The organism is Sedimentitalea xiamensis (genome assembly GCF_030164465.1).
GTDB classification, from domain to species: Bacteria; Pseudomonadota; Alphaproteobacteria; order Rhodobacterales; family Rhodobacteraceae; genus Sedimentitalea; species Sedimentitalea xiamensis.
Map to the genome: position 1 here is coordinate 204,689 of NZ_JASNJE010000001.1, position 22,643 is coordinate 227,331.

Here is a 22,643-nt window from a genome sequence, read left to right on the forward strand (position 1 = left end):
TCCCGCCGGCAACCCCGCCAGCCCCTTGCCGGACACCATTCGGAGTCCCGTTCCGTGCGGCCTCGGCCTGTCGTGTCCCGGACCACAAAATATGGGGCACATGCGTGACATCCCCATCAATAAGCCGTATTAAAACGTCAGAATAACAAGGAAATGGCGGATGTCCGAAGTCACCAAGAAGCCGGAAGAATATGGCGCGGATTCGATCAAGGTTCTCAAAGGGTTAGAAGCCGTCCGCAAGCGTCCCGGCATGTACATCGGAGACACCGATGACGGGTCCGGCCTGCACCACATGGTCTATGAGGTCGTGGACAACGGCATCGACGAGGCGCTGGCCGGTCATGCGGATGCCGTGACCGTGACGATCCATGCGGATTCCAGCGTTTCGGTGAGCGACAACGGCCGCGGAATCCCGGTTGGCATCCACGAGGAAGAAGGCGTTTCCGCCGCCGAGGTCATCATGACCCAGTTGCACGCGGGCGGGAAATTCGACAGCAACTCCTACAAGGTTTCGGGCGGCCTGCATGGCGTCGGCGTGTCGGTGGTGAACGCGCTTTCCATCTGGCTCGAACTGCGCATCTGGCGCGATGGCAAGGAACATTACGCGCGTTTCGAGAACGGCGAAACCGCCGAACACCTGCGGGTTGTCGGGGAGTCCGGCGGGCGCACCGGCACAGAGGTGCGTTTTCTCGCATCGACAGAGACGTTCTCCAACCTCGACTATTCGTTCGAAGTTCTGGAACGCCGCCTTCGCGAACTGGCCTTCCTGAATTCCGGCGTGCGGATCATCCTGACCGACGAACGCCCGGTGGAACCCCTGCGCAGCGAATTGTTCTACGAAGGCGGTGTGCGCGAGTTCGTCAAATACCTCGACCGGTCCAAGAGTTCCGTGATGGACGAACCGATCTTCATCACCGGCGAAAAGGACGACATCGGCGTCGAGGTCGCCATGTGGTGGAACGACAGCTATCACGAAACGGTGCTGCCCTTTACCAACAACATCCCGCAGCGGGACGGCGGCACGCATATGGCCGGTTTTCGGGGTGCGCTGACGCGGACGATAAACGCCTATGCCCAGACCAGCGGCATTGCGAAGAAGGAGAAGGTCAATTTCACCGGCGACGATGCGCGCGAAGGCCTGACCTGTGTGCTGTCGGTGAAAGTTCCGGACCCCAAGTTCTCGAGCCAGACCAAGGACAAGCTTGTCAGTTCCGAAGTGCGGCCCGCGGTGGAAGGCCTGGTCTACGAAAAACTGTCGGAATGGTTCGAGGAACACCCGAACCAGGCCAAGGTCATCGTCGGCAAGATCATCGAAGCGGCCCTGGCGCGCGAAGCCGCCCGGAAAGCACGGGAACTGACACGCCGCAAGACGGCGATGGACGTGAACTTCCTGGCCGGCAAGCTCAAGGATTGTTCGGAAAAGGACCCGGCCAAGACCGAACTCTTCCTGGTCGAGGGCGACAGCGCCGGCGGCTCGGCCCAGACCGGGCGCGACCGCCAGACCCAGGCGATCCTGCCGCTCAAGGGCAAGATCCTGAATGTGGAACGCGCCCGTTTCGACCGGATGCTGGGCAGCCAGGAGATCGGCAACCTGGTGATGGCGCTCGGCACCGGCATCGGGCGGGACGAATTCGATATCAAGAAGCTGCGTTACCACAAGATCGTCATCATGACCGATGCGGACGTGGACGGCGCGCATATCCGGACGCTGCTTTTGACCTTCTTCTATCGCCAGATGCCCGAACTGATCGAGAACGGATACCTCTATATTGCCCAGCCGCCGCTCTACAAGGTCAGCCGCGGCAAGTCCGAGACCTATCTCAAGGACCAGGCCGAGATGGACAACTACCTGATCCATCAAGGCGTCGACGGCGCGCTGCTGCGGCTCGGCTCGGGCGAGGAAATCGCGGGCCAGGACCTGCTGCGCGTGGTCGAGGAGGCGCGGCAGTTGAAACGGGTGCTCGACGCATTCCCCACCCATTACCCGCGCCACATCCTCGAACAGGCGGCGATCGCCGGCGGTTTCGTGCCCGGCGCGGTCGATGCCGACCTGCAGGGTGCGGCCGACAAGGTCGCGGCGCGTCTCGACCTGATCGCGCTGGAATACGAACGCGGCTGGCAAGGGCGGATCACCCAGGATCACGGCATCCGGCTCGCCCGGATCCTGCGCGGCGTCGAAGAGGTGCGCACGCTCGACGGCCCGATGCTGCGCTCGGGCGAAGCGCGCAAGACCGGCAGTTTCACGCAGAGCTTGCAGGATACTTACGCGACCCCGGCGACCCTCGTCCGCAAGGACCGCAGCCAGACGATCTATGGCCCGCTCGGCCTTCTGGCCGCGATCCTCGAGGAAGGCGAGAAAGGCCTCTCGCTGCAGCGCTACAAGGGCCTCGGCGAGATGAACCCCGGCCAGTTGTGGGAAACGACGCTGGATCCCGACGCGCGCACGCTGCTTCAGGTCAAGATCGACGATATGGTCGAAGCCGACGATCTCTTCACCAAGCTCATGGGCGATGTGGTGGAACCGCGCCGCGAATTCATCCAGAAGAACGCGTTGAGCGTGGAAAATCTGGACTTCTGAGGCACGGCGCTGATCGCATTGCACGGTCGGCGTCCCGGTCCAGGGGCGAGTCGCGCCTTTCTGGCAAGTCCGGATCGTCCGGGGAAAACGCGCCGACCGGTGCGATCACCGAACTAACTTGCCGCATCCAGTTCCCGGACCAGGCGCTGTTCTTCGGCGACCCTGGGTTTGGACAGCCCGGCCAGAAGCAGGTAAGCGACGGGGGTCAGGTATAGCGTCGACAGGGTTGCCAGACCAAGACCGCCGACGATAACCCATCCCAGCGCCTCCCGCGCTTCGGCCCCGGCCCCGGACGACAGGATCAACGGCACCCCGCCAAGGACGGTCGATGTCATCGTCATCATCACCGGACGCAACCGGACCGTCGAGGATTCGAAGATGGCTTCGCCGACATCCCGTCCGGCGTCACGAAGCTGGTTGGCGAATTCGACGATCAGGATACCGTTCTTGGCCATGATGCCGATCAGCATCACAAGGCCGATCTGGCTGTAGACGTTCAGGCTGAGTCCGGTGAACAACAGGGCAATGATCGCACAGGCCAGCCCGATCGGCACGGTCGCCATGACCACCACAGCCGACACGAAACTTTCGAACTGCGCCGACAGCACCAGAAAAACGACAAGGATGGCGAAACCGAAGGTCAGGAAAAGACCGGCATTCGTCTGATCGAGCGTCGCCGCTTCGGCCAGCGGGACCAGGCGGTTCTGTTCAGCGAGAATATCCTCGGCCACGTCACGCACTTCGTTCATCGCATCGCCCAGCGACATCTGCGGCGTCAGCCCCGCAGAGATTTCGACGGACCGGTTCTGACCTTCCCGATCCAGTTCCGGGGCCACGGGCCTTTCGATCAGGTGAACGAAACTGGACATCGGAACCATCTGGCCGCTGCCGGCCTGCACGAAAATGTTCTCGAGATCGCCCGGATCGTCCACCGGGTTGGCGGTCGACAGCAGCTGGATGTCAAAGCTGGTGTCGTTCACGAAAACCGACCCGATGCTGTTGCCGTCCAGAACCGCCCGCAGCGCCTGCCCCAGGCCGGAAATGTCGATACCGAGGTCTGATGCGCGCTCCCTGTCGATTTCGATGAACAGCTGCGGTTGAGTCGTTTCATATTCCAGTCTGACCTGCCCCATCGCCGGATTCTGCTGGAGCCTCGCGACCAGCCGGTCCGACACGTCCGCCAGCTGCGCATAGTTGTCGCCCGTTACGGCGAAACTGAGCCCGCGGCCGGCTCCACGAATGCCCAGGCTGTTGGGCTGGATCGCGAAAGCGCGGATTCCGATGATCCGGGACAGCCGTGCATTGATGTCGGAAACGATCTGTTGCTGAGACCTTTCGCGGTCCGCCCATTTCGACAGGGTGAAAACCATGAAGCCGCGGTTCTTTGCCCCAAACCCCGTTATCGAAAAGACATTGGTGATCTCTCCGGACTCACGAAGGGGCTGAACCGCGTCCTCGATCTGCCGCATCTTGTCGATCGTGTAGTCGAGCGAAACGCCCTGGGGCGCTGTCACCCGCAGCAACACGACCGCGCGATCCTCGGGCGGGGTCAGTTCCTGCTTGATCCCGCCGGCCAGAAACCCGGCCGTCACTGCGAACAGGACGGCCACCAGAACCACCACCAAGGGCACCGCCAGCGCCGCGCGCAGTGTCAGGGCATAGAATGCCGCCAGCCTGTTTCCCAGCCACACCATCGGTCCGCGCTGCTCCGTTTCGATCGGGCTGCTCAGAAGACGGCTGGCCAGGACAGGGCACAGGGTCAGCGCCACGACCGAGGACAGCATTACCGCCATCGCCAGGGTGAATCCGAATTCCCGGAACAGCCCGCCAGCTTGTCCCGGCAGGAAAGACAAGGGCACGAAAACCGCCGCCAGGGTGGCGGTCGTCGTGACGACGGCAAAGAACACCTGCTGCGTTCCCAGAACCGCGGCGGCGCGGGGGCCTATGCCTTCCGCACGGCGGCGGACGATGTTTTCCAGCACAACGATGGCGTCATCGACCACCATCCCGGTGGCGAGAACCAGTGCCAGAAGGGTCAGGATATTGATCGAGAAACCGACCAGGTAGATCGCGGCGAGAGTGCCCACCAGAGCCACAGGTAAGGTCAGGGCGGGTATCATCGTGGCCCGGACGTCTCTCAGGAACAGGTAGATCACGGCGACGACGATCAGAACCGCCAGCCCCAGCGTCTTGAGCACCTCGTCGATCGACCCCTGAATGAACAGCGCGTCATCCGACGTCACGAAAATGTCGATATCGTCGGGCAGCGTCCGGTTGAGCTCGGCGATCTCGGCCCGGACGGCCGCCGAAATCTCCAGCGTGTTGGACGTCGCCTGCCGGATCACGCCCATGCCCAGCCCGGATCGTCCGTTCGCGCGCAGCACGGTTTCATTGGGCGCCGGGCCCAGCGTAACGTTCGCGACATCGCCAAGCAGGACATCGTCGGCAATCCTCAGGGCTTCGAAACCCGCGGGAGACGCGACCGTCGCGGTGGTGCGAACATTGATCGACTGGCGTGTGCCGGCAAGATCGCCGGCCGGCGCGTCAAAGGCGGCGTCCGACAATGCGCCGCGCAGGTCGGCAAGGGTCAGCCCGCGGCTCGCCAGTTCCAGAAGATCGATATCGACGCGAAAGATCGGTTCCCTGTCGCCGTAGATCTGAAGATCCGCGACCCCGTTGATCGATATGATCTGATCCTCGATGCGGTCCTGAACGATCTGCGTCAGTTCCTGCGGCGAACGCCCCGAGGACGTCACGGCGATGCGCATGATCGGGTCGGCATTGGCGTCCGCCTTGACGATCTGCGGGTTCTCGGCGTCTTCGGGCAGATCGTTCACGATCCGCGATACCGCATCGCGGACATCGGTCGCCGCCACATCGATATCGACGTTCTCCTGGAACTCGACCGTTACGCGGCTGCGGGCATATCGGGAATTCGATGAAATTGTCCGCACGCCGGACACCCGCCCGACGGCGCCTTCGATCCGCCCTGTCAGTTCCTGATCGACGGTTTCGGGCGACGCGCCCGGAAATGGCGTGGTGATCGTCACAACCGGGCGGTCCACGTTCGGCAATTCGCGGATTTCGGCCCCGAACAGGCCGGCGACGCCGGCCAGAACGATCAGCGCGTTCAGCACGAAGGCGAGAATGGGGCGCCGCACGAAAAGGGCGGTTTTTGAGTTCGACGCGTCGCCGGCTGGACCTCTGCGTGTCATGAGGGACTCGGCCTCACAATTTCGCCGAAGGCAGCAGAACCTGCTGCGCCGTGGCTTCGTCCGCGACGATCACCTCGGTGCCGGGGCGCAGGTTCTGGACACCCTCCGTCACCACCAGATCACCCGGTTCGAGCGCGCCTTCGACCAGCACGGTTGCGCTGTCGCGTTTTCGGATGCGGACCGGAACGGATTCCACCCGGCCATCCGTCACCCGCCAGACGAAAGACCCGTCGCCCGACCATTGCAGCGCCAGGGGATCGACCGCAAGAAGGGTTTCACCGGGAAAGGACAGGCTGACGGAAAAGGCCATGCCGACGCGCAACTGGTCTTCGCTGTTGTCGACCCGCCCCTGCACGCGAAGCGTGCGGCTGGTCCGGTCGACGATCGTGTCGATGGCACTGATTTCACCGTCGAGAACCAGATCACGCAAGCCCAGCGGCATGATCTTGATCGGCATTCCGACGAACATCTTTCCGATCACCCTTTCCGGCACCCGAAAGTCGATCAGGATCTGCGACCGGTCGGTGATGATGAACAGCGTTTCCTGTGCCGATACCCGGTCGCCGACTTCATTGTCGATGATCCCGACCCAGCCCGAAATCGGAGCAACCACGTTTCTCTGGCTCAGGTCGAACCGCGCCTGGCGCAAGGCGAGTTCGGCCGTGCGCAGTTCCAGCTCGGTTTCGCGCAGGCGGACTTCGGTCACCGCCCCGGACGTGCCGAGCCGGGCGACCCTGCGTTCCTCGTCCTGCGCATTTTCAAGTAGGATGCGCGCCTTTTCCAGCGCGATGGTTTCCGCTTCGTCGTCGAGCCGCACAAGCACGGCGCCTTCTTCCACACGGCTGCCGGATTCCGGCGCGATCATGGTTATGCGGCCCACCGCTTCGGATCGGACCGTCACCGACTTGTTCGCCCGCCCGTCGCCGATGGCGGTCACATGATCGGTCAGGGCGCGGTCTTCTACGGACGAAACGACGACCAGCTCCCGCTGTGGGCTTTGCTGTTCTTGCCCGGACGCGTTCTGGGTTCCGGATTGTTCCGCTTCAATACCCAGCAAGGCGAGAACTCCCAACCGGTCGAGAAACGCCCCGGCGGCAGGCACGTAAGTGACCCAGACATAGAACGCCACGGCAAACACGGCCATGCCGATCAGTATCTGTCGCAAAATAGCTATCAAGTCATACTCTCCCTGCGGGGGTCACTGGTCCGAAACAGATGATAGCACGTTTGCGGAAAAGTCATCCGGGCCAATCGACAGCAAGGATCTTATTGCATCGCCAGACAAGAGTGCAATCCGATCAAGGCCCAACGAACAGACGCCACACTGGCCGCAAAGTCGCGAAATTCCCGGCGGTCCGCAGGTGGATTGGTGACCCTGGCAGGGTTCGAACCTGCAACCTGTCCCTTAGGAGGGGACTGCTCTATCCAGTTGAGCCACAGGGCCATGCCATGCGGCGCGCAAATCGCGCCGCACGTCTCAGTAATCTGTTTCAGCCTTCGATTCAAAGCCCAATTTCCGAAAAATCGCCCCCAAGGGCGGCGGATCTTCCTGGCCGCCAGAACATCCCGGACCGGTCTTCGGCGCCACATTTGAACCGGCGGGCGCGCCTTGCGGGGATCCGGCGCCAAAAGCGGACATCGGGCATGCTGCGGATTGCTTGACCGCTGTTGATCACAAAGGTTTGTTCGCGATAACATCGTGCCCAAACAATATCGAAAGCCCTGACCGTGTCGCTTGATTCCAAACGCCCCCTGACCCTTCGCGACGTATCGGAAGCATCGGGGGTGTCCGAGATGACGGTGAGCCGCGTCCTGCGCAATCGGGGCGATGTCTCCGACACGACGAGGACCAAGGTCCTGGCGGCGGCCAAGGCGCTGGGCTACGTTCCCAACAAGATTGCCGGGGCGCTGGCGTCAAACCGCGTCAATCTCGTTGCGGTCATCATCCCGTCCCTGTCCAACATGGTGTTCCCGGAGGTCCTGACCGGCATCAATCAGGTTCTGGAAGATACAGAGTTGCAACCGGTCGTCGGCGTGACGGATTACATGCCCGAAAAAGAGGAAAAGGTTCTCTATGAGATGCTGTCCTGGCGCCCTTCGGGCGTGATCATCGCCGGGCTGGAACATTCCGAAGCGAGCCGGGCCATGCTGAAGGCCGCCGGAATCCCGGTGGTGGAGATCATGGATACCGACGGGATCCCCATCGATGCGATGGTCGGCATTTCGCACCGGCGCGCGGGACGGGAAATGGCGTCGGCGATCCTGAAGGCCGGCTATCGTCACATCGGTTTCATGGGCACCAAGATGCCGCTGGACCACCGTGCCCGCAAGCGGTTCGAAGGTTTCACCGAAGTTCTGGCCAAGAACGGCGTCGAGATCGAAGACCGCGCATTTTATTCCGGTGGTTCCGCGCTCGCCAAGGGGCGCGAAATGACCCAGGACATGCTGTCCCGGTCCCCGGAACTCGATTTCCTGTATTATTCCAACGACATGATTGGCGCGGGCGGGTTGCTCTACCTGCTGGATCAGGGGATCGACATTCCCGGACAGATCGGTCTGGCCGGCTTCAACGGTGTCGAGTTGTTGCAGGGCCTGCCACGGCAATTGGCGACGATGGACGCCTGCAGGCTCGAGATCGGGCGTCGCGCCGCGGAGATCATCGCCGCGCAGCTGTCGGATCCGCCGGACCCGGTGGAAACCAAAGTGGTTCTTGCGCCGACCATCGCCTATGGCGACACGCTGAAAAGACGGTGACAGCGGCCCGGCTTGAAAACCGCGCCGCACGCCGGCTGTTCATGGACCGGCATGCGCTGGCCGAGCCGCCCGCCGGGAGGGCGAAAGGCGACGATCTTCACGGGTTGATCCACCGGTTGGGGTTCGTCCAGCTCGACAGCATCAACACGGTCGCGCGCGCGCATGACATGATCCTGTATTCGCGCCGCCCGACCTATCGCACACCTAATCTCAAGCGGCTCTATGAGCGGGATCGGGCGTTGTTCGAACATTGGACGCACGACGCCGCGATGATCCCGATGGACTTCTACCCGCATTGGCGGTTGCGGTTCCGGCGGGATGCGGAAGCCTTAAAGGCGCGCTGGCGAAACTGGCGGCGCGACGGTTTCGAAGACCGGTTCCACACCGTTCTGCAACATGTCCGCGACCATGGCCCGGTGTGTTCCGCGGATGTCGGAACCGACGAGAAAAAGGGAAACGGCGGTTGGTGGGACTGGCATCCGTCCAAGACCGCGCTGGAATACCTGTGGCGCAGCGGTGCGTTGACGGTCGTTGGCCGGGACGGGTTTCAGAAACGCTATGACCTGACGGAACGTGTGATCGACACCGGCATGCAGAACGATCCCGATCCGGACGAGACGATCGACTGGCTGTGCAACGCGGCGCTGGATCGCCTCGGGTTCGCGACATCCGGCCAACTGGCGGCGTTCTGGGCGACCGTGACCCCAGCAGAGGCAAAGGCATGGTGCGACCGCAAATTGCGCAGCGGAGAAATCATGCCGCTGGATGTGATCAATGCCGACGGCACCAGCCGCCGCTGCATCACGCGGCCGGACGCTGCGGAAATCGCCGCAGAAATCGCTCCGCCACCGGGCCGTGTGCGCGTGCTCAGCCCGTTCGACCCGGTCTTGCGGGACCGGAACCGCGCCCAGCGCCTGTTCGGTTTTCACTATCGCATCGAGGTCTTCGTGCCCGCGCCCAAACGCACCTATGGCTATTATGTGTTTCCGGTCCTGGAAGGTGACAGCCTGGTCGGACGGATCGACATGAAAGCGCGACGCGACTCCGGCCGGCTGACTGTCACCGCCTTCTGGCCGGAACGCAGTGTCCGATGGTCCGATGGCCGCAACCGGCGCTTGGCGTCGGAACTCGACCGGATCGCCCGTTTTACCGGGCTGGCAGAGGTGGATTTCGCGGCCAACTGGTTACGGGAACCGATCTAGGCCTTGCCCCAGTCCGCGAACCTTCTCCCCGTCCTTCCGCAGTCCGCGATCAGCGGGCTGTCGGACCAGGCGATCAGATCCCGGCCCGACAGAACGTCAAGCCGTTCGGTGATCCAGCTCATGCCTCTTGCGTCGCCATAGGCCATCACCCCGACCCGGTCTGAGGGAAAGCCCAGTCCGGCGACCGATACGAGGTCGATATCGGCGGCGGTCCGCGCCGTCCCATCCGCCAGCATCAGCGCGCCTTCGTGGATCATCGCGATGTCCACGCCCGTCGGGCCACCGCCGAGAACCAGCGCGGAGCGGATAGGCATGTCAGGCCAGAAAGCCGTTTTCCTCGACCAGCGCCAGCAACTGCGCCAGAGAGGTTTCGACCGTGACACCGGATGTATCCAGCTGCCCGCCGGCCCTTTCATAGAGCGCTTCGCGACTGGTCAGGATCGTTTTCAGCTGTTCCATGGCCTCCGGATTGCCCGCCATCGGGCGTTCATCGCCCTGCGCCCTGACCCGCGCCATGTGTTCGCTGGGCGATGTCTTCAGCCAGACCGTGTGAAAACGATTCAGCAACGTCGCATAGGTTTCGGGTTGCTCTACGATGCCACCGGCAACGGCCAGCACCACGGCCTGATGGCCAGACGCCACGAGAGTCACGGCCTGGGCTTCGAGACTGCGATATCCTTCCTGGCCATAGAGCGCGATGACCTCTTCGACGGCCATGCCGCTCTGCCGTTCTATTTCCTGGTTCAGCTCGACGAAAGGCAGGCCCAGTGCCTGTCCCAGCAAGGCTCCCAATGTCGATTTCCCGGCGCCGCGCAATCCGACGAGGCAGATGCGATGCGCTTTGGTTTCCATTCCGCTGTCCGGCGCGAGAAGGCGCAATACCGCCTGGCGGGTGTCGGGACTCGCCGCGCGAAACAGGTCCGCGACCCGCGCGGAATCGCGGACCGACGCGTCATTCGTTGCGATCAGGCCCTCCACGCTCTGTCCCAGCGCCTCGGCCACGCGATGCAGCAGGCCGATCGAGATGTTGCCTTCGCCCGCTTCGATCTGCGCCAGATACCGCGGAGAGACGCCGGATCTTTCGGACAGCACCCGCCGCGGAATGCCGTTGTTCTCGCGCGCCTGTCGCACGCGGTCCCCCAGACGACGGATCATCGCGGTTGCGGTTTCGCCATCTGCCAGCGTGGATTCGTTTTGCATGCTGTTCCCGATATCGGTCATCTGTCTACCGCATGTGAATGATATTGCATCATCCTAGTGCGGCCAGCACGCGATCTCAATGCGGCCCGTAGAAACATGCAATATGATGCGCAAGAATGACCTTCCGGCGGAAGCCTGCCGTCCGTCAGTAGGTTTCGACGTGATAGCGCCCGTCTTCGCGCATGGCGTCGCGCATCTGCGACCAGACAAGCCCGACACCGCGCGCTATATCGGACAACGCCTCTTCGACGCCTTGTTCCATCGCTTTCAGTCCGCAGATATAGATATGCCCCTTCGGATCACGTATCAGGGCCGCGACGTTTTCGGCCTCGGTCCGCAACTTGTCCTGAACATACTGCTTCGGGTGATCCGGTTCGCGGCTGAAGGCAAACACCTTCTTCATGAACCCGTCCGGCACTTTCTTGAGCGGTCCGAAATAGGGCAGTTCCGCCGGACGGCGCGCGCCGAAGACCAGGACAAGGGATTCTCGCGTCGCCGGCGCCACCCTCTGCCGACGCATGGTGAATCCGCGAAACGGGGCCGACCCCGTCCCGGTGCATATCATCAGCAGGCGGGTTTCCGGATCGGACGGCAACAGGAAAGTCGCGCCGAACGGGCCGGTCAGCCTGACGCTGTCGCCCGGTTTCAGATCGCAGACATAGTTTGAACACAGCCCGTGCTCTTCGCGTTTCACGGTCAGGGACAGGTTGTTGAAGTTCGGCCGCTCGCCATCGCGCGGGCTGGAGACCGAATAGAGCCGGGGAAGATGCGGCTTTCCCTCGGCATCGGCCCCCGGTGGGATGATACCGACGCTCTGGCCTTCGAGAACCGGAAACGGCAGGCCGCCGAGATCCAGAATGATATGACGGACATCGCTGTCGCTGCCGGCATCCGTCAGCCTGTAGTTTCCCTGCACCGTCGCAACCGCAGGCTTTCCGGGATTGTACATGTTGATCGTCGGCCTGGACGCCGTGGCGGGCGCTTTCGCCTTGCCGCCCGCGCCCCTGTGCGCCTCGGCCAGCAGGGCCGCCATCGCATCGTCCAGCGCTTCCAGCCCCGTTTCGGCCTCCCCGCCCGCGGAATCGAGATCCTCCTGATCGGGCAGTTCGTCCCACCCGTATTGATCTTCCAGCGAATAGGGATCGATCACGACCCGCCATTCATCGATGGACCCTGTCGGGCAGACCGGTATGCAATCCATGCAGAAATCGCATTTGGAGACATCGACGACCACGTTGTTGTCGTCGTGTTCGATGGCCTGCAGCGGGCAGGTCATTTCGCATGTGTAACAGCGGATACAGATTTCGGGGTCGATAAGGTGCTGTTTCAGCGGTGCGGACATCAGGTTCCGTGTTTCCTGGACAGAATCACATCAGGCACGATCAAGGCTTCGATCAGTTCCTTGCACAATCCGTTGCAATCGGTGCACCCGACGCAGGGTCCGTTCAGCTTCGACAGTTCCAGGGACAGGGCGGCGGTGCGGGGCGCTGCAGCGACGAGACGGCTGATGTTCATGAAAAGGCTCCGATACAATATGACAGTGACAAAAAATGAAAAAATGAAGCACGACGCATGTCGTCCGACTCAAAGGGTATCATGTGCCCCCCAATTCCGGCAAATATTTGTTGACTTCGCGGATCATCTTCGGTCTCGCGCTGTTGTTTCGGCGGTGAAAGCGGGATCATTCCGGGTCAGGCCATGTGCAGTTTCACATACTCGAAATCGCCCGGCTTGTTGTCGATCCCGACCTTGGGGGGCGCGATCCAGCTGGCATATTCCCCCGGTTCCGTCACCGGTTTCATCAGGGACTTGATGAAATCGCCATCGGCATGGGTCGGCAGCCAGCCGGGCAGCCCCTTGTCATAATCCGCCCCGGACAGGAGATTTCCGTCGGGATCGAAGTTGTGGCCCGCGAACACACCGATCTTGCGGTGGAAGGATTCGTGCGGCAGCTTCATCTCGAAGTCCACCCCCGCTTTCTGGATCAGCTTGTTCCAGCGCCCGACGCCGCCCGCCGCGTCACGGGTGTAGTCGTCGCGCAGGCGCATGTTGATCGCGGTCAGGGCCGGAACCTCGTGATACACCATCTTGCCGTCGACCATGTCCCACACCTTGTAGGTGTCGTTCTTGAGCTGGTGATCGTCGTCGATCCTCATTTCCATATAACGGCCCTTGATCCCGGAATTGAACGCATTGGCGGCATTGGTCGATACCTCCTGACCGAACAGGTCCAGCGACAGGGTGTAGTGCAGGTTCAGTTTTTTCTGGATGGTGGGCAGGTCGATGACGCCCAGGTCGCGGACCTTGTCGATATCGTAAGGATCGCTGATCCCGGCCTTGTTCATCGCCTCGACCGTGGCCTGAATGGTGCGTCCGACGCCGGTTTCGCCGACGAACATGTGATGCGCCTCTTCGGTCAGCATGAACCGGCAGGTCCGGGACAGGGGGTCGAACCCCGACTGCGCCAGGCTTTCCAACTGCATCTTCCCGTCCCGGTCGGTGAAATAGGTGAACATGAAGAACGACAGCCAGTCCGGCGTTTCCTCGTTGAACGCACCCAGCATCCTCGGGGCTTCTTCCGAACCTGACGACCGGATCAGCAATTCGTTCGCCTCTTCCCGCCCGTCGCGGCCAAAATACTTCTGAAGCAGGTAGACCATCGCCCACAGATGGCGGCCTTCCTCGACATTGACCTGAAAGAGGTTGCGCAAGTCATAAAGCGATGGCGCCGTCAGCCCGAGGAATCGCTGCTGTTCCACCGATCCCGGTTCCGTATCCCCCTGAATCACGATCAGGCGCTTGAGCATGTTGCGGTATTCGCCCGGAACCTCCTGCCAGGCCGGTTCGCCCACATGTTCGCCGCAGGGAATGCGCCGGTCATCGACCTGCGGCGCCAGGAGCACGCCCCACCGGTATTCCGGCATCTTCACGTAGTCGAACTTGGCCCATCCTTTCGGGTCGACCGAAACGGCGGTACGCAGGTAGACCATGCTTTCCTGGAAATTCTGCGGGATCAGGTCATTCCACCAGTTGATGTAGCCCGGATGCCATTTTTCCAGCGCCTTCAGAACCTTCCGGTCCGAACTCAGCCCGACGTTGTTGGGGATCTGGGTGTCGTAGCTGACATTGATGAGGTCAAGCATGTCTGTCTCCTGTTGGATGCGGCGGGGGCCGGCCGATCACACGCGTTCCATGTTGTAGGATCCCCGGACGCCGGTGCCATATCGCTGCAGTGCGCCTTCGGCTCCGACCGCGTTCGGGCGCTGGAATATCCAGTTCTGCCAGGCGGTCAGCCGTCCGAAAATGCGGGTTTCCATCGTTTCCGGACCTGCAAAACGCAGGTTTGCTTCCATCCCGGTCAGGGCGTCCGGCGAAAAACTGGCGCGTTCCTCCAGGAAAATGCGCACCTCGTCCTCCCAGTCGATGTCGTCGAACGCTTCGGTGATCAGGCCCAGTTCCTCGGCGGTTTCTGCATCCAGAGATTCGCCGATGCGGCCCTTGAGCGCGGTTTCCTGTTCCGGCGCCCCCAGGAACCGGGTCTGAAGGCGTGTCAGGTCGTTCGCCATCGGATAGACGCCGAAGTTTGCCGGCGACAGGGTGATCGACGCCAGCGGACGATTGTTGCCTTCGAACTCCTCCAGCATCATGTAGCTGCGGTCTGCGGCCCAGATGAGTTCGGCCAGCATTCCGGCGTAACAGGATCCGTGTTCCACCAGCGTGACCAGGCTGCGCGAGGTCATGTCGATACGTTTGAGAAGCCGCTTCCAGTATTGCAGGATCTCGTTCGCCAGCCAGTGTCCCGCGTTGGCGAGCAGGAAAGCCTCATGCGCCAGAACGCGCTCTGCATCGCCCTGGGTCGTGAACACGATCAGGCCGGCTTCGCGTTCGTTCAGGCGCAGATGCAGGATCGCGTCGTCCAGTTCCCGCGCCAGCCGCAGCATGTAGGTGTCCGAACCTTCCGCCAGCAGGGCGCCGGTGTCGCCGGGCGCCGCGCCATCCGGTCCCTTGATCAAGATCGTCGCGCGATTGGCATCCCGATCCAGGTCCACCTCCAGCAGGGAATAGACTACCGTTCCGTCCGGATCGATTTTCCGGTCCAATGGCTTCAGCCGGATACCCTGCAAACCCTCGGGCTTGGACGACCGGTTCGCGAATTCCCGGGCGCGCTCCTGCACCACGTCGTCAAAGGTGGAATTGGCGACGACCTCGTCCACCAGCCCCCAATCCTTGGCGCGCTGCCCGCGGATGCCTTCTTCGATCGAACAGAATACATCCGCCCGATCCCGGCGCAGTTTGCGCTTGTCCGTCACCCGCGTCAGCCCGCCGGTGCCGGGCAGGACCGCCAGCAGGGGCACTTCGGGCAGCGCCACCGAAGACGTGCTGTCGTTGGTCAGCATGATGTAATTGCACGCCACGGCCAGCTCATAGCCCCCGCCGGCGCAAGCGCCTTTTACCGCGGCGATGTATTTCTGGCCCGAATCCCGTTCCGCCGCCTCGTAGGTATTGCGGGTTTCGTTGGTGAACTTGCAGAAATTCACCTTGTGCGCATGACTTGCACCGCCCAGCATCCGAATATTCGCTCCGGCGCAGAACACCTTGTCCTTTCCCGATTGCATCACGACGACGCTGACCTCGGGATGTTCGAACCTCATCCGCTGCACGATATCGGCCAGTTCGATATCGACGCCCAGATCGTAGGAATTCAGCTTCAGTTCATACCCGTCGAACAGGCCGCCGGCCTCGTCCACATCCATGAACAGGTTGGCGACCGCACCGTCATATTCCACGCGCCAGTGGCGGTATCGCGACGGGTCCGTCTGGAAATCGATGACTTTGCTCATGCGAACCGCCTTTGGGAAAGCCTGCATACGTTTTGCATCTTATCTTTCGGAATCGGTTCGGTAAACCCGATATGTGCAAAATATTGCGCTACTTGCAGGCTGATTTGATGGATTGTCTGCACTATATTGCATTTTTTCGTAGCGTTTCGATACGACTTTCCAGATCGTCCAGGGGCAAGCCCATCACATCCCGCACGCCGGAACCGCAGGCATGCAGGTGGGTTTCGGCCATGCCGCAAAGTCTGCGGACGGCATTGGGGCGATTCATCCGCGCCTTGAGCGCCGCGTTGGCCGTCTGAATCAGTGCCTGCACGGCATGGCGTTCGACGGAATTGGGGGCCGTGGCCATCCAGACCGGTTCCAATGCCTCGTGCGCTTCCCAATAGAAACCGTGTTCGAAGAACGCCCGGCCTGCCCGCCACGCCGCGCTGTTCGCGATCTCGGCGCCGGTCATGCCCACGCGGACGGAGTCATGCAGATCGTCGAACAGGGATGGATCGTGTCGCGGCGTCTGGCCGGGGACATAGGCATGGGGCGGCAGGTTCACCCCACCAGACCCGGCTGAACATCGACGGCTTCGATACGTTGCAGACGTCTGGCAAAGTCTTCGACTGCCGCGAGAACCCGGTCCGGCTGTTCCTGATGCGGCGCGTGCTTGCAGCCGTCCAGGATCAGCGTATCGACGGGGGAATAGGCGCGGTCTTCGATCTCGGAAATCTGCGCCAGCGTTCCATACTGGTCGTCGCGCCCCTGAATCGCCAGAACCGGTATGCGGAAATAGTCGATGGTGTCGGCCACATTCCAGTCCACGAAAGACGGGTCGAGCCAGGTTTCGGCCCAACCTCGAAATGCGCCATCCACATCCTTGTGATAGCGCGCCAACCGACGCCTCAGCACACCGGACTCATAGGCCTGCGCCGCCTTTGCGATCTGGGCAAGTCCGGACGGTTCGGTAAAGAAATGCGGCGCCATGAGGATCAATCCACGGATACGGTGGTCCGCGACACCACCCGCGTAAAGCGCCGCGATCGTCGCCCCGTCGCTGTGACCGAACAGGATACCCTTAGAAAAACCTATCTGATCCAGAATGCCCGGCAGAACGTCGCGGGCTTCTCGCGTCATGAAATCAAGCGGTCGTGGCAGCGGAACCGGATCGGAAGCGCCATACCCCTGACGCGAATAGGCGAAGACGCCCATACCGGTCCGTGCCGCGACCTGTTCGGGAAAATCCCGCCACAATTCGACGCTGCCCAGACCTTCGTGCAGCATGACGATGGTGGGCGAGCTGTCCGGCGAAGGCCCGTGGCAGGCATATTCCAGCGTCACGCCATTCACGACCAAAGCAGACCGTGGCGTCGATGACCAGTCCAGCATCGTCAGGACTCCTCACGCAGCTTGAATCGCTGAATCTTGCCTGTCGCGGTTTTCGGCAGGTCGCTCACGAATTCGATCCAGCGCGGATATTTCCATTTTCCGACCTTCTTCTTGACGAAGTCTTTCAGTTCGTCAGCCAGACCTTCCGCACCCTGATCCTGTTTCAAGACAATGAACGCCTTGGGCTTTTCCAGGCCGTCACGGTCGCGCCGCGCAACCACAGCCGCTTCCAGCACCGCCGGATGCCCGACCAGGGCCTGTTCCACTTCAAAGGGCGACACCCAGATACCCGATACCTTGAACATGTCATCCGTGCGCCCGCAATAGATGTATCGCCCTTCCGGGGTGCGTTCGTATTTGTCGCCGGTCCGGGTCCATTCGCCTTCGAAGGTCGCGCGGGACTTGGTTCGCTTGTTCCAGTAGCCATCCGCGGCCGAGGCGCCCCGAACCAGGAGTTCTCCGATCTGGCCCGGACCCACATCATCGCCACGCTCGTCCACGAGACGGACATCATAGCCGGGAACCGCGCGCCCGGACGTGCCGTAGACCACGTCGTCCGGTGCATTCGACAGGAAAATGTGCAGCATCTCGGTGGACCCGACGCCATCCAGGATATCGACCCCCCATATGTCGCGCCATTTGCGGCCGATGTCTTCCGGCAGGGCCTCGCCGGCGGAAATGCAGCGCCGCAGCGGAACATCCGGCCGTCCCGCGCGTTCAAGATGGGCCACGGTCGCGGCATAAAGTGTCGGAACGCCACAGAAGATCGTTGGCTGTTCGGCGGCGAGAATGTCTACCGTCCTGTCTGGTGTCGGACGACCGTCAAACAGGATCGCCGTCGCCCCGACGGACATCGGAAAAGTCATCGCATTGCCGAGCCCGTAGGCGAAAAACAGTTTGGCCGCCGAATAGACCACATCGGCCTCTTCGATCCCCAGGACCTGCCTGCCATAGGTGTCAGATGTCGCCTTCAGGCTGCCATGAACGTGGCGGACGCCTTTAGGCTGCCCGGTCGATCCCGAGGAATAGAGCCAGAAGGCGGTATCGTCGAGCGACGTTTCAACCGCCGCCACAGGCCCGCAACCCTGCATGAAATCGCCAAGGGTCTGCGTTCCATCCGGCGCGGTGTCGCCGATAACGATGATCCTGTCGAGGTAGGCGGACGATTCCGCCGCGGCCCGGATTTCGGGCCAGAGACTTTCGGACACGAACAGGCAGGATGCCCGGCTGTCCTTCAGAATGGCGTCATATACGGACCCGGTCAGCAAGGTATTGACCGGAACCGGGATGACGCCGGCCTTGATGCAGCCCCAGAAGACCGCGGGGAATTCGAGCTGGTCGAGCATCAGCATCAAGGCACGCGCCTCGCGCGGGACACCGGCGCGTTGCAGCGCCGCGGCGACGCAACCGGACTGCTCGGCCAGTTCTCCATAGGTAATCGCGCGTCGCTGACCGGCGGCCTCTCGAAATGCCGGTTTTGCGCCGCGCCCCTCGGCAACATGCCGATCCACGAAGAACTGCGCTGCGTTGCCCGTTGCTGTCATGTCACCCCCCCGATCCCAGTGGAAACACCCCCAGGAAGCCCGAACAGAGCCGATGCGGCCGCGATCACCCGGACATGGGTTCATAATGCATCCATTCCGGGATCATGCAACATACTGCCGCCATGTTGCGATATAATGCCTAGCCGATCCTGATAACGCCCCGATCATCGGATGTGTAAAGCCGGTCGACCAGGGATTTGCGCAGGTTCAGCACCTTGGCGAAATTCAGGTTTCCCTTGGCGGTGATTTCACCATCCGCCATGGACGGCGGGTCGGACAGAATCAGCGCCCGACAGATCCGGTCGGACGACCCCCTTGCCGGATCGGACAGAACCGCGAGCCGTCTGGCAATTTCGGACTGAACCGGCGGGCAAAGGCAGGCGCCGTCTTTCACCGTCAGCGCGGCGTCCGACAGGACGGCTTGGGACGGCAGGATCAGCAACCCGATCTCATCCCGCCCTTCGCCTGTCACCACGACATCCGACGCCAGGGGAGCAAGCATGGCTAGAACTTCGAGCCTCAAGCCCGCCGCGCGCACCCAGATACCGGTCGCGAGCTTGAAATCCTCGGACATTCTCCCGTCAAATCGCAGGCCGCGAGAGGGAACGCCCGTATCCACGAAAGTCATCGCATCGCCGGTCTTGAAGAACCCTTCGTCGTCAAAGGACTCCGCCGTGCGTTCGGGATCTCCAAAATATCCCGGCGTCACGTTGGGGCCTTTGATCCGCACCTCGTAGCGCGGCAAATCCTCGGGCACGAGCTTTGCGACGACGCCGGGCAAAGGCACGCCAAGAATGCCGGGGCTCGGCGCAGGTTCATGTTGAAAGATGCAGGCCGGGGCGGTTTCGGTCAGGCCCCAGCAGGTCGTGACCAAGGGCGGCTGACCCCGGACATCCGTAGCCATCGCGATCAGGTCGTCCCAGACATCGCGGGGCAGCGACGCCCCGGCGTAGAACAGCATGTCGAGATCCTTGAAATAGGTCCGGCGCAGGGCATCGTTGCCCCGCATCTCGTCCCGAAGCAGGGCGAACCCGGCGGGGACATTGTAGGCGATCGTACCATTCATCAGGAGATTGTTTTCGAAGGTTTTAGCAATCAGCGCTTTCACCGGCTTGCCGCCGTCGATGTAGAGGCTGCCGCCGTTGGCCAGCATCTGGTTGAAATTGTTCGACCCGCCAAACACGTGGTTCCACGGCAGCCAGTCCACCAGCCTCGGCGGGCGGTCGCGCAGGAACGGCAGGGCCCGCTCGTATTGCGCCTGGTTGGCGCACATCATCCGGTGCGTCGTCAGAACGCCCTTGGGCCTGGCGGTCGATCCGGAGGTCATCAGGATCTTGACCACAGATTCCGGCCCCACGGACAGGGCCGCCGCATCCACGTCGGACACGCCGCCGCGCAGCAGATCCTGAAACGCCGTCTGGCCCGGACCGGCTTTGCCGCTGACCACGGCGTCGATGCCCGCCAGGCTGTCGATTGCGAGTCCCTCCGCAAATCGCGCGCCGTCCTCGGCATAGACGAGCTGCGGCCCGATCAGGTCAACGATATGCGCCAGCTGTTTCTGCGCTCCGGGGATCAGCGAATATTGCTCGGCCACCGGAACCGTCGGGATACCGACCCAATGCGCCGCCAGCGAAAGGACGCCATGATCGATCCCGTTGCCGGACAGGATCAGGATCGGAGTGTCGGACGAAAGACCCCGGTCCAGCAGGGCCGCGGCGACGGCACGCACCTGCTGCAAGGCCGCGCGATAACGCAGTTCGCGCCACCCCGGCCCGCTGCGTTCCGCCAGAAAGACCGTGTCAGGCCGTTCGGCCGCCCACCTGCGCAGCCAATCGGCAGATGTCCGGACCGGTTCCGGCAGAGGAAAGGGCGAGTGCAGCAGGATCGTTCCGTCCGGTCTGTCTTCGCGCTCCACCCGGTTGGTGCTGTATCTGGCGTGCGTCGACATCCCTATCGCTTTTTCGGTCTATGTCGGAATCAGGAACAACGTGATCGTCGGGAACAGGACCAGGATCACCACCCGGACGATATCGGAGCCGACGAAGAACAGAACCGCCTTGTAGGTTTCCACCATCGGAGTCTGCCGGTCCATCGCGTTGATGATGAACAGGTTCATCCCCACGGGCGGCGTGATCAGACCGACTTCGACCACGATCAAAACGAGGATGCCGAACCAGATCGCCACCTGTTCCGGGGTCATCCCGAAGTCGAGCACGCTGATCACCGGGAAAAAGATCGGGATCGTCAGCAGGATCATCGACAGGCTGTCCATGAGACAGCCGAACAGAAGATAGAAAACTAGGATCAGCGTCAGAACCGTCCACGGGCTGAACCCCTGGCTGACCACGAAGTTGGACAGTTCCTGCGGAACCTGCGTCAGGGCGAGGAACCCGTTGTAGAACCCCGCGCCGAGGACGATGAAAAAGATCATCGCCGTGGACCGCGCCGTGACCATGAAGCTTTCCATCAGGGTCGACCAGTTCAGCCCCCCGTTCAAGAGCGCGATGATCCCGGTGCCGGCAGCGCCCACGGCGGCGCCCTCGGTCGGGGTGAACCAGCCGAGATAGATGCCGCCGACCACCAGCCCAAAGACCATCAGGACAGGCCATACCTGAAACAGGGCGGAAAACCGCTCGCGCATCGGTACGGGCGGGCGCGTCCCCGCGGACCCCGGATGGAGACGCACGTAGATCGAAATCGCGATCACGTAGCCCAGCGCCGCCAGAAGGCCCGGAATGAAAGCGGCCAGGAACAGTTTCGCGATGTTCTGCTCGGTCAGGATCGCATAGATCACCAGCACGACCGACGGCGGGATGAGAATGCCCAACGTCCCTCCTGCCGCCAGTGTCGCGGTGGAAAAGCCGCCCGCATAGCCGTATTGCCTGAGTTCGGGCAGAGCCACGCGGCCCATCGTGGCCGCCGTCGCCAGCGAGCTGCCACAAATCGCGCCGAAGCCCGCGCAGGCTCCGATGGCGGCCATGGCCACACCGCCCTTGCGATGCCCGAGGAAGCCTTCGGCGGCCTTGAACAGGGCCGAGGACATGCCGCCAAGCGTCGCGAAATGCCCCATCAGCAGGAACATCGGGACGATCGTCAGCGAATAGCTGGAAAAGGTCGTGTAGGTTTCATTCTTGAGGCGCGAGAAGGCGACATTCGTTCCGTCCGTCACGATCACGAGCCCGACGAGGCCGACCAGGAACATCGACAACCCGATCGGCACCCGAAGAAAGATCAGCGCCATCAGCGCCGGAAAAGACGCGATGCCAATTTCCAGCGCGGTCATGGATGGACCTCCACGCCGTCCCAGATCACGATGCGTCCGGTGGCGAATTCATAGATACGCACAAGCGCCATGTAGATGCCGACGATGGCTGAAATCACCGCTCCGAACAGGCTGGCGGCATAGGCCCACCAGATCGGGAACTGCAACAGGAACGTCGTCTCCCCATAGCGCATCTTGCTGACCATCCCGTCGAAAAGCTTCCAGGCGATCAGCACCAGCACGGCCGCGAACACGACTTCCGTCACCATCCGGAGGAACCGGTTGACACCGGCCGAAAAGGAGTTGGTCAGAATGTCCACCGACGCATGTCCGGATGTGATCTGGCACAGGGGAATGAACGCGAAAATCGCGAAGGCCACCCCGGATTCCACGAGTTCGAAGTCGCCGTTCACCGGGCCGACACCCAGGTCGATCATCCAGGCGGCGAACCCCGGCGCCACAGACTGCATGAACCCGCCATGGAAGAACCCGTTCAAGAGCCGGCCGGCGATGGACAGGCACGTGAGCAAGATGAGCAGTGTCAGAACGATTCCGCCCAGAACCGCCATGATCCGGGCCAGTCCCGACATGAATTTATGCATTTGCACGCCTCGCCCGTTCCCGGATACAGCACGACCGTGGCGATCTGGCCGCCACGGTCCGGTTTCCACGG

General features: G+C 62.2%; 17 protein-coding genes and 1 tRNA gene. 3 read left to right on the forward strand and 15 right to left on the reverse strand.

Going from position 1 to position 22,643, the window contains the following annotated elements:
• The first annotated feature begins 160 nt into the window (after positions 1 to 160).
• Positions 161 to 2,578, forward strand: coding sequence for a DNA topoisomerase (ATP-hydrolyzing) subunit B (gene gyrB, locus QO034_RS00920; protein WP_284483613.1), 2,418 nt, complete (start codon positions 161 to 163; stop codon positions 2,576 to 2,578).
• Positions 2,579 to 2,691: 113 nt separating this feature from the next.
• On the opposite strand, the gene QO034_RS00925 is transcribed toward gyrB, so the two are convergent.
• The 3 genes from QO034_RS00925 to QO034_RS00935 form a co-directional block, all read right to left on the reverse strand.
• The gene (locus tag QO034_RS00925; protein WP_284483614.1) at positions 2,692 to 5,793 is read right to left on the reverse strand and encodes an efflux RND transporter permease subunit; all 3,102 of its coding nucleotides are present in this window, start codon (positions 5,791 to 5,793) and stop codon (positions 2,692 to 2,694) included.
• A 13-nt stretch (positions 5,794 to 5,806) separates the two neighbouring features.
• The gene (locus QO034_RS00930; protein ID WP_284483615.1) at positions 5,807 to 6,970 is read right to left on the reverse strand and encodes an efflux RND transporter periplasmic adaptor subunit; all 1,164 of its coding nucleotides are present in this window, start codon (positions 6,968 to 6,970) and stop codon (positions 5,807 to 5,809) included.
• Between the two features lie 190 nt (positions 6,971 to 7,160).
• Positions 7,161 to 7,237, reverse strand: a tRNA-Arg gene (locus QO034_RS00935).
• A gap of 284 nt (positions 7,238 to 7,521) precedes the next feature.
• On the opposite strand from QO034_RS00935, the gene QO034_RS00940 reads away from it, so the two are divergent.
• The gene (locus QO034_RS00940; RefSeq protein WP_284483616.1) at positions 7,522 to 8,547 is read left to right on the forward strand and encodes a LacI family DNA-binding transcriptional regulator; all 1,026 of its coding nucleotides are present in this window, start codon (positions 7,522 to 7,524) and stop codon (positions 8,545 to 8,547) included.
• Positions 8,544 to 9,749, forward strand: a complete 1,206-nt coding sequence (locus tag QO034_RS00945) for a winged helix-turn-helix domain-containing protein (RefSeq protein ID WP_284483617.1) — start codon at positions 8,544 to 8,546, stop codon at positions 9,747 to 9,749. The genes QO034_RS00940 and QO034_RS00945 overlap by 4 nt, the downstream gene beginning before the upstream one ends.
• Here QO034_RS00945 and QO034_RS00950 read toward each other — a convergent pair.
• The 12 genes from QO034_RS00950 to QO034_RS01005 all read right to left on the reverse strand — a co-directional run bounded on the left by QO034_RS00950 (position 9,746) and on the right by QO034_RS01005 (position 22,572).
• Positions 9,746 to 10,063 carry a hypothetical protein gene (locus QO034_RS00950; RefSeq protein WP_284483618.1) on the reverse strand — a complete coding sequence of 106 codons (318 nt, stop codon included), beginning with the start codon at positions 10,061 to 10,063 and terminating at the stop codon, positions 9,746 to 9,748. The two genes, QO034_RS00945 and QO034_RS00950, sit on opposite strands and share 4 nt — an antisense overlap.
• 1 nt (position 10,064) lies before the next feature.
• Positions 10,065 to 10,949: a helix-turn-helix transcriptional regulator gene (locus tag QO034_RS00955; protein WP_284483619.1), complete on the reverse strand. Its 885-nt coding sequence runs from the start codon at positions 10,947 to 10,949 to the stop codon at positions 10,065 to 10,067.
• Between the two features lie 145 nt (positions 10,950 to 11,094).
• Positions 11,095 to 12,291 (reverse strand): benzoyl-CoA 2,3-epoxidase subunit BoxA, encoded by a 1,197-nt coding sequence (gene boxA / locus QO034_RS00960; protein ID WP_284483620.1) that lies wholly within the window; start codon positions 12,289 to 12,291, stop codon positions 11,095 to 11,097.
• The gene (locus tag QO034_RS00965) at positions 12,291 to 12,464 is read right to left on the reverse strand and encodes a hypothetical protein (RefSeq protein WP_284483621.1); all 174 of its coding nucleotides are present in this window, start codon (positions 12,462 to 12,464) and stop codon (positions 12,291 to 12,293) included. The genes boxA and QO034_RS00965 overlap by 1 nt, the downstream gene beginning before the upstream one ends.
• A gap of 176 nt (positions 12,465 to 12,640) precedes the next feature.
• Positions 12,641 to 14,092 (reverse strand): benzoyl-CoA 2,3-epoxidase subunit BoxB, encoded by a 1,452-nt coding sequence (gene boxB, locus QO034_RS00970; RefSeq protein WP_284483622.1) that lies wholly within the window; start codon positions 14,090 to 14,092, stop codon positions 12,641 to 12,643.
• A 36-nt stretch (positions 14,093 to 14,128) separates the two neighbouring features.
• Positions 14,129 to 15,790 (reverse strand): 2,3-epoxybenzoyl-CoA dihydrolase, encoded by a 1,662-nt coding sequence (gene boxC, locus QO034_RS00975; protein ID WP_284483623.1) that lies wholly within the window; start codon positions 15,788 to 15,790, stop codon positions 14,129 to 14,131.
• A 121-nt stretch (positions 15,791 to 15,911) separates the two neighbouring features.
• Positions 15,912 to 16,337 (reverse strand): DUF309 domain-containing protein, encoded by a 426-nt coding sequence (locus tag QO034_RS00980; RefSeq protein ID WP_284483624.1) that lies wholly within the window; start codon positions 16,335 to 16,337, stop codon positions 15,912 to 15,914.
• A complete protein-coding gene (locus tag QO034_RS00985; RefSeq protein WP_284483625.1) occupies positions 16,334 to 17,164 on the reverse strand; it encodes an alpha/beta fold hydrolase in 831 nt (276 codons plus the stop codon). Before QO034_RS00985 ends, QO034_RS00980 begins: the two co-directional genes overlap by 4 nt.
• Before the next feature lie 2 nt (positions 17,165 to 17,166).
• Positions 17,167 to 18,708: a benzoate-CoA ligase family protein gene (locus QO034_RS00990; RefSeq protein ID WP_284483626.1), complete on the reverse strand. Its 1,542-nt coding sequence runs from the start codon at positions 18,706 to 18,708 to the stop codon at positions 17,167 to 17,169.
• Positions 18,709 to 18,847: 139 nt separating this feature from the next.
• A complete protein-coding gene (locus tag QO034_RS00995) occupies positions 18,848 to 20,656 on the reverse strand; it encodes a feruloyl-CoA synthase (protein ID WP_284483627.1) in 1,809 nt (602 codons plus the stop codon).
• 18 nt (positions 20,657 to 20,674) lie between these two features.
• On the reverse strand, positions 20,675 to 21,991 hold the full coding sequence (locus QO034_RS01000; RefSeq protein ID WP_284483628.1) for a TRAP transporter large permease: 1,317 nt from the start codon (positions 21,989 to 21,991) through the stop codon (positions 20,675 to 20,677).
• Positions 21,988 to 22,572: a TRAP transporter small permease gene (locus QO034_RS01005; protein WP_284483629.1), complete on the reverse strand. Its 585-nt coding sequence runs from the start codon at positions 22,570 to 22,572 to the stop codon at positions 21,988 to 21,990. Before QO034_RS01005 ends, QO034_RS01000 begins: the two co-directional genes overlap by 4 nt.
• Positions 22,573 to 22,643 lie beyond the last annotated feature (71 nt).